General features: G+C 71.4%; 13 protein-coding genes and 1 pseudogene. 6 read left to right on the forward strand and 8 right to left on the reverse strand.

Annotated features, from left to right (window positions below; all coding sequences use genetic code 11):
- Positions 1 to 119 precede the first annotated feature (119 nt).
- Complete coding sequence (locus ACFRFC_RS36285) at positions 120 to 809, reverse strand: HAD family acid phosphatase (protein WP_382692755.1); 690 nt, start codon at positions 807 to 809, stop codon at positions 120 to 122.
- A 458-nt stretch (positions 810 to 1,267) separates the two neighbouring features.
- Here ACFRFC_RS36285 and ACFRFC_RS36290 point away from each other — a divergent pair, with 458 nt between their 5' ends.
- Positions 1,268 to 1,987, forward strand: a complete 720-nt coding sequence (locus tag ACFRFC_RS36290; RefSeq protein ID WP_382692753.1) for a M23 family metallopeptidase — start codon at positions 1,268 to 1,270, stop codon at positions 1,985 to 1,987.
- A 193-nt stretch (positions 1,988 to 2,180) separates the two neighbouring features.
- Here the strand turns inward: ACFRFC_RS36290 and ACFRFC_RS36295 are convergent, their stop codons facing one another.
- The gene (locus ACFRFC_RS36295; RefSeq protein WP_382692751.1) at positions 2,181 to 2,765 is read right to left on the reverse strand and encodes a TetR/AcrR family transcriptional regulator; all 585 of its coding nucleotides are present in this window, start codon (positions 2,763 to 2,765) and stop codon (positions 2,181 to 2,183) included.
- Positions 2,766 to 2,900: 135 nt separating this feature from the next.
- On the opposite strand from ACFRFC_RS36295, the gene ACFRFC_RS36300 reads away from it, so the two are divergent.
- From ACFRFC_RS36300 to ACFRFC_RS36310, 3 genes are all read left to right on the forward strand, one after another.
- Positions 2,901 to 4,535: an MDR family MFS transporter gene (locus ACFRFC_RS36300; protein ID WP_382692749.1), complete on the forward strand. Its 1,635-nt coding sequence runs from the start codon at positions 2,901 to 2,903 to the stop codon at positions 4,533 to 4,535.
- 302 nt (positions 4,536 to 4,837) lie between these two features.
- Positions 4,838 to 5,335: a helix-turn-helix transcriptional regulator gene (locus ACFRFC_RS36305; RefSeq protein WP_382692747.1), complete on the forward strand. Its 498-nt coding sequence runs from the start codon at positions 4,838 to 4,840 to the stop codon at positions 5,333 to 5,335.
- 59 nt (positions 5,336 to 5,394) lie between these two features.
- Entirely contained in the window at positions 5,395 to 5,826 is a 432-nt protein-coding gene (locus ACFRFC_RS36310; RefSeq protein WP_382692799.1) for a VOC family protein, read from the forward strand.
- A 15-nt stretch (positions 5,827 to 5,841) separates the two neighbouring features.
- On the opposite strand, the gene cseC is transcribed toward ACFRFC_RS36310, so the two are convergent.
- The 5 genes from cseC to ACFRFC_RS36335 all read right to left on the reverse strand — a co-directional run bounded on the left by cseC (position 5,842) and on the right by ACFRFC_RS36335 (position 10,786).
- On the reverse strand, positions 5,842 to 7,194 hold the full coding sequence (cseC, locus tag ACFRFC_RS36315) for a two-component system sensor histidine kinase CseC (RefSeq protein ID WP_382692745.1): 1,353 nt from the start codon (positions 7,192 to 7,194) through the stop codon (positions 5,842 to 5,844).
- A 38-nt stretch (positions 7,195 to 7,232) separates the two neighbouring features.
- A complete protein-coding gene (gene cseB, locus ACFRFC_RS36320; protein WP_382692743.1) occupies positions 7,233 to 7,940 on the reverse strand; it encodes a two-component system response regulator CseB in 708 nt (235 codons plus the stop codon).
- A gap of 135 nt (positions 7,941 to 8,075) precedes the next feature.
- Positions 8,076 to 8,735 carry a hypothetical protein gene (locus ACFRFC_RS36325; RefSeq protein ID WP_382692741.1) on the reverse strand — a complete coding sequence of 220 codons (660 nt, stop codon included), beginning with the start codon at positions 8,733 to 8,735 and terminating at the stop codon, positions 8,076 to 8,078.
- On the reverse strand, positions 8,723 to 9,262 hold the full coding sequence (locus tag ACFRFC_RS36330) for a SigE family RNA polymerase sigma factor (RefSeq protein ID WP_382692739.1): 540 nt from the start codon (positions 9,260 to 9,262) through the stop codon (positions 8,723 to 8,725). The genes ACFRFC_RS36325 and ACFRFC_RS36330 overlap by 13 nt, the downstream gene beginning before the upstream one ends.
- Before the next feature lie 510 nt (positions 9,263 to 9,772).
- Positions 9,773 to 10,786, reverse strand: coding sequence for an A/G-specific adenine glycosylase (locus tag ACFRFC_RS36335; protein WP_382692737.1), 1,014 nt, complete (start codon positions 10,784 to 10,786; stop codon positions 9,773 to 9,775).
- A 1,170-nt stretch (positions 10,787 to 11,956) separates the two neighbouring features.
- Between ACFRFC_RS36335 and ACFRFC_RS36340 the strand changes: the two are divergent.
- Both ACFRFC_RS36340 and ACFRFC_RS36345 read left to right on the forward strand, forming a co-directional pair.
- Positions 11,957 to 12,166, forward strand: a pseudogene (locus ACFRFC_RS36340) (response regulator transcription factor); the annotation flags it as partial.
- Positions 12,167 to 12,425: 259 nt separating this feature from the next.
- Positions 12,426 to 13,259, forward strand: a complete 834-nt coding sequence (locus ACFRFC_RS36345) for a hypothetical protein (RefSeq protein WP_382692734.1) — start codon at positions 12,426 to 12,428, stop codon at positions 13,257 to 13,259.
- A 73-nt stretch (positions 13,260 to 13,332) separates the two neighbouring features.
- Here the strand turns inward: ACFRFC_RS36345 and disA are convergent, their stop codons facing one another.
- On the reverse strand, positions 13,333 to 14,457 hold the full coding sequence (gene disA, locus ACFRFC_RS36350) for a DNA integrity scanning diadenylate cyclase DisA (protein ID WP_382692732.1): 1,125 nt from the start codon (positions 14,455 to 14,457) through the stop codon (positions 13,333 to 13,335).
- Positions 14,458 to 14,503: the final 46 nt, after the last annotated feature.

The following is a 14,503-nucleotide window of genomic DNA, read 5'->3' on the forward strand; positions in this document are numbered from 1 at the left end:
GACTGTTCGGCAAGGGTGTTCACCGCAAAGCCGGGGCGCCGGGCGACACATTCGAGAATCTGACGGCAGGCCCATTCCTGGCGGAGTCGTCCTTCGAAACGCATGATCACCGGGACCATTCAGGACAGCTGGCCGTCGTAGTCCGGCAGCTTGTACGTCCTCTCCGCGTGCCCGCCGGACAGGTCGGTCGCGCTGTTGCCGATGTTGGCGATGATCGTGTAGCCGTTCGACTCGATCTCGGCGCGCTGGGCGGTCTTGTACGCGGCGACGTCCTTGAACAGGTCGAAGAAGCCGCGCACATACAGGCCGGAGACCTCGTACCCCACGTGGTCGAGGTTGTACTCGGTGGGCAGCGAGACGATCCCCGGACGGGCGGTCACGAAGAACAGGTCGACGCCGTGCTCCTGGGCGTACCGCGCGACCTCCAGCACGGGCGCGTTGGCGGGCTGCGGGTAGCTGAAGCCGAAGTCGGTCTCCAGGCTGGTGTTGTCGATGTCCAGGACCAGCGCCTGCTTCTCGCCGGGCCCGGCCTGCGCGATCCGCTCCTTGAGGTACGGCAGAGCCTGGTCCATCACGGCCCGGCAGTCCTCCTGCCAGGTGGCGTAGTCGACGGCCACCGCCGCGGCGGCCGGGCTGACGCTTGCGCCGGTCACGGGGCGGGTGGTCGCCGTACCGGCGGTCACGGGGCCGGCGGACCCGGCCGCGGCCGGGCCGGCCAGCGCCACGAGGGCCGCTGCGACAGCACCGGTGACAACGGTGGTGACGGCGCCGGCGGCCGTACGACGGGTCCAGGCGGGTCGGCTGGTCATGGTGGGGGGTCCCCTCGCCTCGGGCCTGCGGTACGGAACCGCAGGCTGCGATGTGTCGTGTGCATGCTTGGCCAGCAGGATGGCGGCAAGGGAACCGTTGGGTTACTGGACGGTAGGCAACGAAGTAGCGCCGGTCACATCACGGAGTCGCCCGACCCCGGAGTGCGGTGACATGGCGCACAGGCGATTTGTCCCTTACTAGAGGGAATAGTGGAGATCTTTAAACGGGCAAAAGGGACGTATGCCCCTGAACCCCCTACAGGCATGCGGCGCCCTGGCCGGAATCACCCCAGATGCGGGCTCTGTCAAGGCCCTGTTGATTTGCCGCGTGCGTACTAGTTTCCGTCGTAGGTCACACATTTGGGGGCTTCTGGGGGGCGGGGGTACCAAGGGACGGCCCACCTGGCCGATGCCTGTGCGCCGGGTGGATTTCCTGTCCCCGTCCCCATGAGGTTGAAATGTTCCAGCGCGTCACGTCCCGCTCTTCCCGTACGTCCCTGCTCCGCACCCGCGCCGCCGTTCTGGCCGCGGGCCTGGGAACGACGGCCGTACTGGGGGCCGGGGTCGCGGTCGCCGCCGAGCTGTCCTCCGCTCCCGCCAAGGCGCCCACCGCTGCCCCTGCCGCCGCCCCCGCCGCCAAGGCGCCCGCCGCGAAGGCCGAGGCCCCGGCGAAGGCTCCGGCGAAGGCCCCCGAGAAGGCTCAGGCCGCCCCGAAGGCAGCCGCCGCTTCGGCCCCCAAGGCCAAGTCCGCCGCGGTGCCCTCCTGGGTCAAGCCGGTGAAGCAGTACACGAAGACCGCGAGCTTCGCCCAGAACGGCGCCCGCTGGGCCGCCACCCACAGCGGCCAGGACTTCGCCGTGCCGACCGGCACCCAGGTCTACGCCGCCCACGGCGGCACCGTCGTCAAGGCCGGCGGCAACGGCGCCGGTGACGGTCCCGCGTACGGCAACGCCATCGTGATCAAGCACGGCAGCGGCACGTACTCGCAGTACGCGCACCTGTCCCAGGTCAACGTCAAGGTCGGTCAGATAGTCAAGACCGGCCAGAAGATCGCCCTGTCCGGCAACACCGGCAACTCCAGCGGACCGCACCTGCACTTCGAGATCCGCCAGTCGGCGAACTACGGCTCGGCCATCGACCCGGTGTCGTTCCTGCGCGCCAAGGGCCTGACCATCTGAGGTCCTTGACCATGACCGCCTGAGGTCCCTGGCCGTCAGCTGCCCTGTCCGTCAGCGGTCCCGACCGCCTGCGATCCGGGCAACCTGAGGTCCGGGCAACCCGAGGCCCTGGCAACCGGAGGGGTCCCCATCCCTCCGGACGCCCTAGGTCACCCCAACCGCTCGGGGTGACCACCCCCACCCCCCGGGTGACTCAAGCCCCACCATGCGCCTGAGTCACCAGATCGACGGCGACGTCGAGGATGGCCCTGCGCTTGTCCTCGGGGTCGCCCTCGATGTCCCGCAGGGCGAACATCCCGGCGTGCAGGGTGAACAGGGCGCTCACGCAGCGGACCTGGTCGACCAGCGCGGCGTCCGGGTCGATGATGATCCGGCGCATGCCCAGCATCCGGTTCTTGAACACCTCGCCGATGCTGAGTTCCCGTACGGTCGCCTGGTTCTCCTGCATGAAGCGGATCAGCGGCTCGGCGTCCGAGAGGGCGTCGCCGTAGCGGCGCAGGATCTCGCGCTTGGTCTCCAGGGTGTGCGGCTGCCGGCCGCCCCAGTCGATCAGATCCTCGATCGGCTTCGTCAGATCCTCGAAGAGGCTGACGATGATCTCTTCCTTCGTCTTGAAGTGGTAGTACAGCGCGGCCTTCGTCACATCGAGGCGTTCGGCGATCTCGCGCAGGGAGGTCTTCTCGTACCCCTGTTCGGCGAAGAGCTCCAGCGCGATGTCCTGGATGCGCTGGCGGGTGTCCCCGCGGCGCCGCTGCTTGGTGCCCTCCGTGCCGGCCATGCCGCCATCCTCCTCCTTCGTGACTTTCCACAAAACTTACTTGACGACCGGCTAGTTGCGCCAGTAGCTTCACCATGGAAACTAGCCGGGCGGCAAGTAAGTCCGCCGGAACGCGGAGTGGGGGCGTCGGAACGGATGGCGGAGACAACGACAACGGCGGGAGGGCCGGCCCCGGTGCCGGAGACGCCGGGCGCGGGGGGCAAGCGGCCCCGGAGCGTCCGGGTCGTGCTGCTCGCCCTGATGATCGCGATGATGCTCGCGATGCTGGACAACATGATCATCGGCACCGCGATGCCGACCATCGTCGGCGAGCTGGGCGGCCTCGAACATCTGTCCTGGGTGGTCACCGCGTACACCCTGGCGACCGCCGCCTCCACCCCGATCTGGGGCAAGCTCGGCGATCTCTACGGACGCAAGGGCACCTTCCTCGCCGCCATCGTGATCTTCCTGATCGGCTCCGCGCTCAGCGGCATGGCGCAGGACATGGGCCAGCTGATCGGGTTCCGCGCGGTGCAGGGCCTGGGGGCCGGCGGTCTGATGGTCGGCGTCATGGCGATCATCGGCGATCTGATTCCGCCCCGCGAGCGTGGCAAGTACCAGGGCATGATGGCCGCCGTCATGGCGCTCGCGATGATCGGCGGACCGCTGGTCGGCGGCACCATCACCGATAACTGGGGCTGGCGCTGGGCCTTCTACATCAACCTGCCGCTCGGCGTGGTCGCCCTCGCCCTGATCACGGTCGTCCTGCATCTGCCCAACAAGCGGCGGCAGGCGCGGATCGACTACCCGGGCGCGATCCTGCTGACCGTCGGCATCACCGCGATCGTGCTGGTCACCACATGGGGCGGCACCGAGTACGCCTGGACCTCCGCGCGGATCATGGAGCTGACCGGGATCGGGGTCGCCGCGCTGGCCGGCTTCGTCCTGTGGCAGACCAGGGCCCCGGAACCGATTCTGCCGCTGCACATCTTCCGCAGCCGCAACTTCACCCTGATGGCGGTCATCGGCTTCATCACGGGCTTCGTGATGTTCGGCGCGACGCTCTTCCTGCCGCTGTACCAGCAGTCCGTGCAGGGCGCGTCCGCGACCAACTCCGGGCTGCTGCTCCTGCCGATGCTGGGCGCCATGCTGGTGACCTCGATGGTGGCCGGGCGGGTCACCACCAAGACCGGCCGGTACAAGGTGTTCCCCCTGGTCGGCGGGGTGCTGCTGGTCGCCGGTCTCTTCCTGCTGGCGCAGATGGACTCCGGGACCTCGCGGCTGACCTCCGGGATCTACATGGCCGTGCTCGGTCTGGGCATGGGCTGTCTGATGCAGATCACCATGCTGGTCGCGCAGAACAGCGTGGAGATGAAGGACATGGGCGTCGCGTCCTCCTCCGCCACCCTCTTCCGCACCCTCGGTTCCTCCTTCGGTGTCGCGATCATGGGCGCGCTGTTCAACCAGCGGGTCCAGGACGAGATGAGCGCCCGCGCGGGTGCCCTCGGCTCCCAGGTGACCGAGCAGTCCGCCCAGCTCGATGCCGCGAGCCTGGCGAAGTTGCCGGAGGCGGCCCGCGAGGCGTACCAGTACGCGGTGTCCGCGGGCACCCACTCCGCCTTCCTGCTGGGCTCGGTGGTGGCCGTGGTGGCGCTGATCGCGGCGTTCTTCGTGAAGGAGGTCCCGCTGCGGGGCGCCGGCCCCCAGGAGTCGGCGGGTGACGAAGCCGGTACGGAGGGAAAGGGCGCTACGGGGACAGCGGCACCGGCACCGGTGACCGAAGCGGTCTGACACCCGCGCCCACACGCCGGACGGCCCCGGCGGCCAGGTCGGCACGACCGGCTGCCGGGGCCGGCGTATGGGCGGGGCCGGAGACAGCGGGTGGTCGCGGTAGGGCCGGGTTGGAGACAACGGATGGTCGCGAGAGGGCCGGGGTGGAGACACCGGCTGGTCAAGGGAGGGCGGGGCCGGAGACAACGGCCGGTCGCGGGAGGCCGGGGCAGAGACAGCGGGCGGCGGGGAGGCGGGGAGGCGGGGAGGCGGGCGGATCATGACCCGACCCCGTTGTCAGTGCCCCATGTCACCATCGGTTCATGGACAAGACGCGGCAGTTGCGGCGGGCGAAGGACGCCATGGACCGCGACTGGACGGACCCGGGGCTGGACCTGGACACGGTGGCGGCACACGCGGGGTACTCGCGCTACCACTTCGTCCGCGCCTTCAAGGAGTCGTACGGCGAGACCCCGGGCCAGTACCTCACCCACCGCCGTATCGAGCGCGCCGAGGAGCTGCTGCGCGGCGCCGATCTCAGCGTCACCGAGATCTGCCTCCTGGTCGGCTTCAGCAGCCTCGGCACCTTCTCGACCCGCTTCAAGGCCCGCACCGGCCTGACCCCGAGCGAGTACCGCGCCGCCCACGTCGGGCGCGGAGCCTCCCTGATACCCGGCTGCTACGCGATGCTCTGGGCCGGCGGCTTCCCCCGCCGCGCGGAATCGGGGACCGGGGGGCCGGGGTCCGCGATACGGGGATCCGCGATACCGGGGTTCGCGATACAGGGCAGCGGGGACCGCAATTCTGGAGAAGCGCCCTGACCTCGCCGCTGCCTACGGTGACGTACGTGACCCCGCCCCAGCGACAGGAGCGCAGAACCATGATCACCGGCCTCGGCATCTCCACCGTATGGACCTTCGACCAGCAGCGCACCAAGACCTTCTTCACCGAACAGCTCGGCTTCGAGGTGCGGCACGACCTCTCCATGGGCGACATGCAGTGGATCACCGTCGGCACCAAGGACCAGCCGGAGGTGGAGCTGGCCCTGATGAGCCTGGACGGCCCCGGCCTGGACGCCGAGTCGTCGCAGGCCCTGAAGAAGCTGGTCAGCAAGGGCGTCATAGGCGCGGGCGCGTTCCGTACCAACGACTGCCGTGGTGACTACGAGACCTTCAAGGCCCGCGGGGTCGAGTTCCTTCAGTCCCCCCAGGAGCGCCCGTACGGCATCGAGGCGATCTTCCGCGACGAGAACGGCAACTGGTACTCACTGACCGAGCGGAGCGAGGAACTGGACTTCACCAAGGAGTTCTGAGCCGCGCCCCGCCCCCTACGCCCGTTCGACGGGCCCCGGCAGCATCGGATGGCTGCCCGTGTTCGTCGGGGCGTGTTCCGGCAGCCACAGGACGGCGACCGCGCCCTCGGAGGGGACCTGGTCGGGGGCGCCGGGCGGGCGGACATTGCGGAAGGTGAGGCGCGCGCCGAGGACCCGGGCCTGGCCCGCAGCGATGGTCAGGCCCAGGCCGTGGCCGACGCCCGCGCGGTCCTGGCTGCCGGTGCGGAACCGGCTCGGGCCCTCGGCCAGCAGGTCGTTGGGGAAACCGGGCCCGTGGTCGCGGACCCGTATCACCCGGCCCTCCACGATGACCTCTATGGGCGGGCGGCCGTGCCGGGCGGCGTTGGCGAGGAGGTTGAACAGCACCCGCTCCAGGCGCCGGGGATCGGTGGTGACCTCGGACTCGTGCACCACGGACACCCGGACCGCCGGATCCTTCGCCGCGACCCGGCGGGCGATGAACTCGCCGAGCATGATGTCCTGCAACTCGGCCCGCTCGGAGGCCCCGTCGAGCCGGGCCACCTCCAGCACGTCCTCCACCAGCGTCCGCATCGCCTTGGCCCGGTCCAGGACCAGCTCGGTGGGGCGGCCCGGCGGCAGCAGTTCGGCCGCGGTGAGCAGCCCGGTCACCGGGGTGCGCAGCTCGTGCGCGATATCGGCGGTGACCCGGCGCTCGGCCTCCAGCCGCTGGCGCAGCGCGTCCGCCATCGCGTCCACGGCCCGCGCCAGATCGTCGGTCTCGTCCCGCACCACCCCGCCGATGGCCTCCCGGACCTGCACGTCCATCTCACCCTTGGCCACCCGGTTCGCCGCGTACGCCGCCTTGCGCAGCCGCCGTGACAACTGCGCCCCGATCAGCACCCCGATGGCGCTGCCGCCGAGCACCACCGCGATCGAGCCGATGATCAGCGCCTGGTCGAGATCGTTGAGGATGTCCGTGCTGCGGTCGGTGAACCCGGTGTGCAGGGACATCACCCGGCCGTCCTTCAGCGGTACGGCCGCCCAGATGTCCGGCGCCCCGCGCGGCCCCTCGGCCACGAACGTCGCCCGGCGCCCGCGCTCGACCTTGTGCCGCAGCTCGTCCGGCAGCCGGGAGTCGTCGATCTTGATGCCGGGGAAGTTGGGCCGCCCGGACAGCTCGTAGTTGCGCTGTGCGATCTGGACCCGCTCGTCGGCCAGATCGCGCGCGTTGTCCAGCATCGACACCCGGGCCGCGTTGTGCACCACGAGGCTGAGCGCGATCGCCACCAGCGCGCCGACCAGCGCGATCGCCGCGCTGAGCTTCCATCTGAGCCCGGTACGAAGTCCCGTACGAACCCCGCTGCGATCCAGCCGCAGCGGCACCATACGGCGGAGCGTCCCCCGCATCAGCTGCCCCGCCCGCCCTAGGCCCGCAGCTTGTAGCCGAAGCCGCGGACCGTCTCGATCCGGTCCTGCCCGATCTTCGTCCGCAGCCGCTGCACATGGACGTCGACGACCCGGGTGTCCCCGCCCCAGCCGTAGTCCCACACCCGTTCCAGCAGCTTGTCGCGGGACAGCACGGTGCCCGGCGCCGCCGAGAACTCCAGCAGCAGCCGCATCTCGGTCGGCGTGAGCGCGACCGGCGCACCGCCGCGGCGCACCTCCATGCCCTCGGTGTCGATCTCCAGGTCCCCGAAGGTCAGCACCCCTCCGGTGCTCGCCGACGCGGTCTCCTCCGCGTGCCCCGACGCCCCGCTCGCATGGCCGAACCGCCGCAGCACCGCCCGGATCCGGGCCACCAGCACGGCCCCGTCGAACGGCTTGGTGACGTAGTCGTCCGCCCCCGCCTCCAGGCCGAGCACCACGTCGATGGAATCGGCGCGGGCCGACAGCATGATCACCGGGACCGTGGACTCGTCCCGGATCCGCCGGCACAGGCTCACTCCGTCCAGCCCCGGCAGCATCACATCCAGCAGCGCGATGTCCGGCCGGTCGCCGCGGAACGCCTCCAGACCCGACAGCCCGTCGGGCATCGCCGTGACCGCGAAGCCGTCCCGCTCCAGCGCGAGCTGCGTGGCCTCGCGGATGACGTCGTCGTCCTCCACGAACAGGACGTGGGTCTGCTCTGCCATCGCCGCTCTCTGTCTTCCGCTGCGTCTTCCGCTGCTGCTCGTCCACCGACGCCGTCGGCCGGTCACTCGGCGCGCCGCTCCGCCGGCCGCCCGCGAGGGTACGTGTCCGCGAGGGTACGCCGGTCGGGCGGCCGGTCAGTTGATCTCGGGGGCCGGGACGGGCTCGCTCCCGGTGGTGTTGCCGTAGTCGTTGTGCGTGCGGTACTTCTCGGCGAACCTGCCCTCGGTCCACCGGTACGTGATCACATTCTCGCCGGACGGATGCGACACCGGGTCGCCGCGCTCGTACACCTGTTTGGTGACGACCAGATCACCGCGGTCGATCTCGGCGTAGACGGGCGGCTCCTCGGTCAGGAACACGTTCTCGAAGTCCCCGCCCTCGTCGCGATACACGTACGCCCCCACACCCACCGCGTCTCCGCAGGTCAGCACGTTGACCACGACATCGTCGGCGGTCCCGCCGGTCAGATCGCCGTACGACACGTCGACCGGGTACTCGTCGGCGACACACGGCTGGAGGCCGCGCTTGACCGCGGGGGAGACCTTCGGGTCCGCCTTGACCAGCTCCACGGCGTCCGCCGGGCTCGGTGTCGCGGACTCCGGGGCGGTGGGCGTCGCCGTGGCACCCGCCACCACGTCGGCGTTGGCCGGGCCCTCGTCCCGGGCACCGGTGCCACCCGTACCGCAGGCCGCGAGCAGCAGGGTGAGGGCGGTGAGCGCGGCCGTCGCCGCGGTTCCCGTCCGCAAAGAAGTGATCCGGGTCCGTGTGGACCCCGGGCCGGTCAGGCCGCGCAACGCTCCCGCTCCTCACGCTCCAGCGCGCGTGCGCCCAGATCGCGCGCCTCCAGCTCCTCGCGGAGCCGGGCGAGCGCCCGGTGCAGCGTGCTCTTGACCGTACCGGCCGACATGCCGAGCGCGGCGGCGGTCTCCTCCGTGGTCATCTGCTCCCAGTGTCGCAGCACGACCACGCTCCGCTGTTTCGGGGCGAGCACCTTCATGATGTCCATCAGCAGGGCGCGGTCCGCGTGCTGCTCGGTGGAGTCGTCCACGCAGGCCTCCGGGAGCTGCTCGGTCGGCACCTCCTCCAGCTTGCGCGCCCGCCACCACTCGGTACGGGTGTTGATCATCACCCGGCGCAGATACGCGTCCGCGAGCCGCTTGTCCGCGATCCCCTCCCAGCGCCCGTACGTCCGCGCCAGCGCCGTCTGGAGCAGATCCTGGGCGTCGACCGGGTCCGGAACCAGCCGGCGGGCGCTGCGCAGCAACGCGTCCTGCCGGGTGCGGACGTACTCCTCGAACTCCAGCACCTCACCCTGCGCCATGATCAACCGCCTCCTGGTCCCCGTTCACCGGCCCGGCTGTCGGCCGGTGTGTCCTTCGCCTGTGATCGCAATGCCTGTGATCCGTAGTCGCCCCGTCCTGCCGGGCATGGAAAGAAAGCTACGGAGGCGTTGTCACGGCACTGTGCGAGGCAGCCAGCGGACAGCGCGCGGCCTTCCGTCGGTTGTGTAACGACGGAAGGAAAGGGACAAAATGCCAGGTCGGAAGGTGTGGCTAGGGGATGATTTGCCGGATTTCCGGCCGGGGCGGCCGTCGGCGACCGTTACGGAGGATGCGGCCGATCGCGAGGGGGACCGGCCCGGTGGTTGAGGGAAGCGGGCCGGGGGAGGGCCGAGCGGAAGGTGAGGCAGGTGAGGCGCGATGCGCGACCTGAAGACACCACCGGGGAGGGGTGGCCCCCCTCCCCGGCATCACCGGTACCCCTGGCACCACCGGCACCACCGGCACCACCGGCACCACCGGCACCACCGGACTCCCCGGCATCAGTGGCCTCACCCCATCGGCAACCGGTACGACCCTCCCTGCAACGGCTCCACCAACCCGTCCGACACCAACCCGTCCAGCGCCCGCGCCCGCTGCACCGGCTCGTGCCACACCCGGTCCAGCACGGCCTGCGGCACCGGACCGTGCGCCTCGCGCAGCACCGCGAGCAGCTTGCCGCGCACCTGACGATCCGTACCGGCGTACGTCTGCCCGCGCCGCGGCGGCCCGCTGTGCTCCGGCTTGCCCGCGAGCCGCCAGGCACACTGCGCGGCGATCGGGCAGCGGTGGCACTCCTCGTTCTTGGCCGTGCACACCAGCGCGCCCAGCTCCATGGACGCGGCGGCCCAGCGAGCGGCCGTGCTCTGCTCGTCGGGCAGCAGCGCACGGGCGAGCTTCCGCTCGGCGGCGGTCGTCGCGTTCGGCGGGTACTGCACCCCCGTCACCGCCCGCGCGAACACCCGGCGCACATTGGTGTCCAGCACCGCGTGCCGCTGCCCGTACGCGAAGGACGCCACCGCCGCCGCCGTGTACTCCCCGATCCCGGGCAGCGCCAGCAACTGGCTGTGCTCCGTCGGTACGTCCCCGCCGTGCCGTTCCGTTATGGCGACCGCGGCGCCGTGCAGCCGCAGCGCCCGGCGCGGATATCCGAGCCGGCCCCAGGCGCGCACCGCCTCCCCGGGGGCCTCCGCGGCGAGGTCGGCGGGGCGCGGCCAGCGTGCCAGCCAGTGCTCGTAGACAGGCAGGACCCGGTTCACCGGCGTCTGCTGAAGCATGAACTCACTGACCATCACCCCCCATGGCCCGGCCTCCGCACGCCGCCAGGGCAGGTCACGCGCGTGCCCGTCGAACCAGTCGATGACCAGGGGGTGCAGGTCCCGTCCCCGGGAGGAAGCGGGCCCTTTCCCGGACACCTGTTCTTCCAGAGGGGACCGGTCCTGAGGCGAGGGGGAGCCGCCGGGCACCGAGGAATCGGCGGACGCGTCGGCGAGTGGGCTGTGGGGGAGCTTCGTGGGCGCAGTCATGGCGATTCCGATCCTGCCATGCCAACACCATGACTCGGGCGAACCGCCACCCCCGGGGACGACAGCACCTGACGATCGGCAGGGGCGAGGCGGCCCGAGCGGCTTGCAGCGTCGGACGGATGGATGGCGGGCGAGATGGCGGAGGGGGTGGCGGACGTGAGGTCGGGCGGGCGGATGGCCGGGCCAGCGGAGGGGGTGGCGGGCAGGTCGGCGAAGGTGAGGACGTGCGAGCGGACGGCCGAGACGGTGGACGGGGTGGCGGCCAGGTCGGCGAATGGGACAGCGGGCTAGCGAACGGCCGGGACGCCGGACGTGTCGGTCGGCAGGTCGGCAAACGTGACGGCCGACGAGCCGACGGCCAGGATGCCGGACCGGGCGGTGTGCGAGTGGCCCGCCGGGACGCTGGCCGGGACGGCGGTCGGGCTGGCGGAGCCGACGGATCAGCCGACAGGTCCGCCGACGGCCAGGATGCCGGACCGGGCGGTGTGCGAGTGGCCCGCCGGGACGCTGGCCGGGACGGCGGTCGGGCTGGCGGAGCCGACGGATCAGCCGACAGGTCCGCCGACGTCCAGGACGCCGGACCGGGCAGCGTATGAGCGGACCGCCGGGACGCTGGCCCGGACGGCGGCCACGCCGACGGAAGGGCCGACGCAAGAGCCCACGGACCAGCCGACGGACGGAACGCTGGACGAACCCGCAGACAGCGCAACCCCCCGACCCGCAACCCCCCGACCCGCAGCCCCCGACCCGCAGCCCCGGCCCCGCCTCCCTGACGCGCTGCTGTGGGCCGCCCTCGCCGCACCCGCGGCCGGCACCGAGCTGCTCGGGCTGAACGAGCCGCGCCCCCTGTGGCAGCGGCTCGCGGGAGCCGTCGTGCTCGGCGTGGCGGTCGCCGTGTCCCGCCGCGCCCCGCTCACGGCGTTCGCGCTGTCGGCCGGGTTGAGCCTGACCGCCGCGCCCGCCCTGTTCACCCTCTCGTACGCCCCGGCGCTAGCCGTGCTCGCACTGCTGCTCGGACTGCGGGCCGACCGGATCCGCCCGGCCGCCCTCTGCTTCGCCGCCGTCGGCTGCGCCGGCACCGTACGGATCGGGCTCTTCGGGGTCGACCCGGCGCCGGAATGGCTGGTCCTGATGTGCACCCTCCTCTTCTGCTGTGACTCTCCCTGGCTCGCCGGACGGCGGGCCCGCGCCGCGCAACTGTCCCCGCGCGAGCGCGAGGTGCTCGGACTGGTCGGCCAGGGGCTGTCCAACCCGGAGATCGCCACGCGCCTGCACCTGGTCGAGGGCACGGTGAGGGCGTACGTCAGCGCGGTGCTGGAGCGGTTGGGGGTACGGAACCGGGTGCAGGCGGCGATCGTGGCGTACGAGGCGGGGTTGGTCGGCGACGGAGACGGGCGGTGGGGGATCGCGGCGTGGCCCGCGCGGTGTGACTCTGCGTCAACTGCCGTCGAACGGTGGGGGATCGGAGGGGCGGGGCGGGCGCGTGATGCCGGTGTGGTCACGTGGAGTGGTCGAACAGTGACTCGTACGGCAGTCCGTGGGCGTCGAGGGGCGCTTCCGGGATGATGATCCGGAAAAGTTGCGCTTCAGGCGGCGGGTGGCGCGAGCGGCGCCGCGGATCTCTCGTACAGTTTGAGCCGTGGGATCTCTGCGCAATCCGGTCGGGCCGCTTCCCTCCTCCATCTACTGGCGACGGAGGGTCGTCCTGGTGTCCGTGGTGGCCGTGTTGGCACTGCTGACCGCCTGGATCGTGTTGTCCCGGGGCGGAGACGGAAACAACGACGCCGAGGGGTCCAACAGCAAGAATCCCGTCCCCTCCATCACTCCCGGACCGTCCGGGTCCGGTCCCGCGATCAGCCAAGCGCCGGGCGGGCGCGACGAGTCGGACGACGGATCCGGGGACGGCGACCCGGGCGGCGGCGAGAGCACCGGGACCGGCACCGGGGACGGCTCGGAGACCTCAGGGACCGGTACCGATTCCGGCACGGAGACCGGGGGCGGTTCGGGCGGGGACTCCGAGGGCGCCACGAGTGTCGGTACGGGGGACGCGCTGCCGGCCGGTTCGCCGCTGCCCAACTGCGCTCCCGGGGCCGTGACCTTGACCGTGCGCAGTGTGCGCAACTCCTACTCGCCCGATCAGCGGCCCGAGTTCCAGCTGATCGCGCGGAACTCGTCCGCGAGCGACTGCAAGGTGGACCTCGGTCCCCGCAACGCGGTGGTGACGATCACGCAGGCCGCCGAGGACGACGAACTCTGGTCGTCCGCGGACTGTCCGCAGGGCGCGGCAAGCCTGCTCTACCGGGTGCCCGCCGGGAGCAGCATCACGTACACGGTGGAATGGGACCGCGAGCGCAGCGCCCCGGAGTGCGGGACGCCGACGGGCGGCCGGGCCGGCGCCGGGACGTACCTGGTGGAGGCCGAGGCCAAGGGGCTCACCAAGGTGCAGACGTCGTTCGTCCTCACGGCGGACTGACCGCCGCCGCCCGACCGTATCGCCCTGAAGGGCGCGGGAACCGCCCTCCTACGGTGGGACGCGCCCGGAACCTTCAGACGTACCGCTCCAAGATCGACGACTCGGCCAGCCGCGACAACCCCTCGCGCACGCTCCGCGCGCGGGTCTCGCCCACGCCGTCCACCGTCTGGAGGTCGTCCACGCTGGCGGCGAGCAGCTTCTGGAGGCTGCCGAAGTGCTCGACCAGGCGGTCGATGATGGCGCCGGGCAGCCGCGGAACCTTGGAGAGCAGCCGGAAACCGCGCGGCGAGACGGCCGTGTCGAGCGTCTCGGGGGACCCGGCGTAGCCCAGCGCCCGTGCCACCGTGGTCAGTTCCAGCAGCTCCGCGTGGCTCAGCGCGTCCAGCTCGAAGAGCGCCTCCTCGACCGTGCGGGAACGCTTCGCCGTGGGCTCGGGGACGTAGTCCCGCACGACCAGCTCGCGGTCCGGCTCGACCCCGGCGATCAACTCCTCCAGCTGAAGCGTCAGAAGACGCCCGTCGGTGCCCAGCTCGACCACGTACTCCGCGATCTCGGTGGCGATGCGCCGGACCATCTCCAGGCGCTGCGCGACCGCCGACACATCGCGGACCGTCACCAGGTCCTCGATCTCCAGCGCCGAGAGCGTGCCCGCGACCTCGTCCAGGCGGAGTTTGTAGCGCTCCAGGGTGGCCAGGGCCTGGTTCGCGCGGGACAGGATCGCCGCCGAGTCCTCCAGGACCCGGCGCTGGCCGTCGACGTAGAGCGCGATCAGCCGCATCGACTGGGAGACGGAGACCACGGGGAAACCGACCTGCTTGGAGACCCGGTCCGCCGTACGGTGCCGGGTGCCCGTCTCCTCGGTGGGGATCGTCGGGTCCGGCACCAGCTGGACACCGGCCCGCAGGATCTTCGACAGGTCGGAGGAGATGACGATGCCGCCGTCGAGCTTGCACAGCTCGCGCAGGCGCGTCGCCGTGAACTCGACGTCCAGCACGAAACCGCCCGTGCACATCGCCTCGACGGTCTTGTCGGAACCCAGCACGATGAGGCCGCCGGTGTTGCCCCGGAGCACCCGCTCCAGGCCGTCACGCAGCGCCGTACCCGGAGCCACGGCGCTCAGCGAAGCGCGCATCATGCCCTCGGAACCGGCACTCCCACCGGACTTTCCGGGAGCTGATGCCCGGTCGTTGGCTGCCACTGCACTCCTCCGGTCGCAGGTTCTCAGGCGTCCCGTGCGGCGCCCC

The organism is Streptomyces sp. NPDC056734 (assembly GCF_042790455.1).
Taxonomy (GTDB): domain Bacteria; phylum Actinomycetota; class Actinomycetes; order Streptomycetales; family Streptomycetaceae; genus Streptomyces.

What these genes read in the sequence shown, in the direction of transcription:
- ACFRFC_RS36335 (WP_382692737.1), bottom strand. Translation starts at nt 10,786, where the DNA reads ATGACTGCGCCCACGAAGCTCCCCCACAGCCCACTCGCCGACGCGTCC.
- ACFRFC_RS36295 (WP_382692751.1), bottom strand. Translation starts at nt 2,765, where the DNA reads ATGGCCGGCACGGAGGGCACCAAGCAGCGGCGCCGCGGGGACACCCGC.
- ACFRFC_RS36305 (WP_382692747.1), top strand. Translation starts at nt 4,838, where the DNA reads ATGGACAAGACGCGGCAGTTGCGGCGGGCGAAGGACGCCATGGACCGC.
- ACFRFC_RS36300 (WP_382692749.1), top strand. Translation starts at nt 2,901, where the DNA reads ATGGCGGAGACAACGACAACGGCGGGAGGGCCGGCCCCGGTGCCGGAG.
- cseB (WP_382692743.1), bottom strand. Translation starts at nt 7,940, where the DNA reads ATGGCAGAGCAGACCCACGTCCTGTTCGTGGAGGACGACGACGTCATC.
- ACFRFC_RS36285 (WP_382692755.1), bottom strand. Translation starts at nt 809, where the DNA reads ATGACCAGCCGACCCGCCTGGACCCGTCGTACGGCCGCCGGCGCCGTC.
- ACFRFC_RS36330 (WP_382692739.1), bottom strand. Translation starts at nt 9,262, where the DNA reads ATGGCGCAGGGTGAGGTGCTGGAGTTCGAGGAGTACGTCCGCACCCGG.
- ACFRFC_RS36290 (WP_382692753.1), top strand. Translation starts at nt 1,268, where the DNA reads ATGTTCCAGCGCGTCACGTCCCGCTCTTCCCGTACGTCCCTGCTCCGC.
- ACFRFC_RS36310 (WP_382692799.1), top strand. Translation starts at nt 5,395, where the DNA reads ATGATCACCGGCCTCGGCATCTCCACCGTATGGACCTTCGACCAGCAG.
- cseC (WP_382692745.1), bottom strand. Translation starts at nt 7,194, where the DNA reads ATGGTGCCGCTGCGGCTGGATCGCAGCGGGGTTCGTACGGGACTTCGT.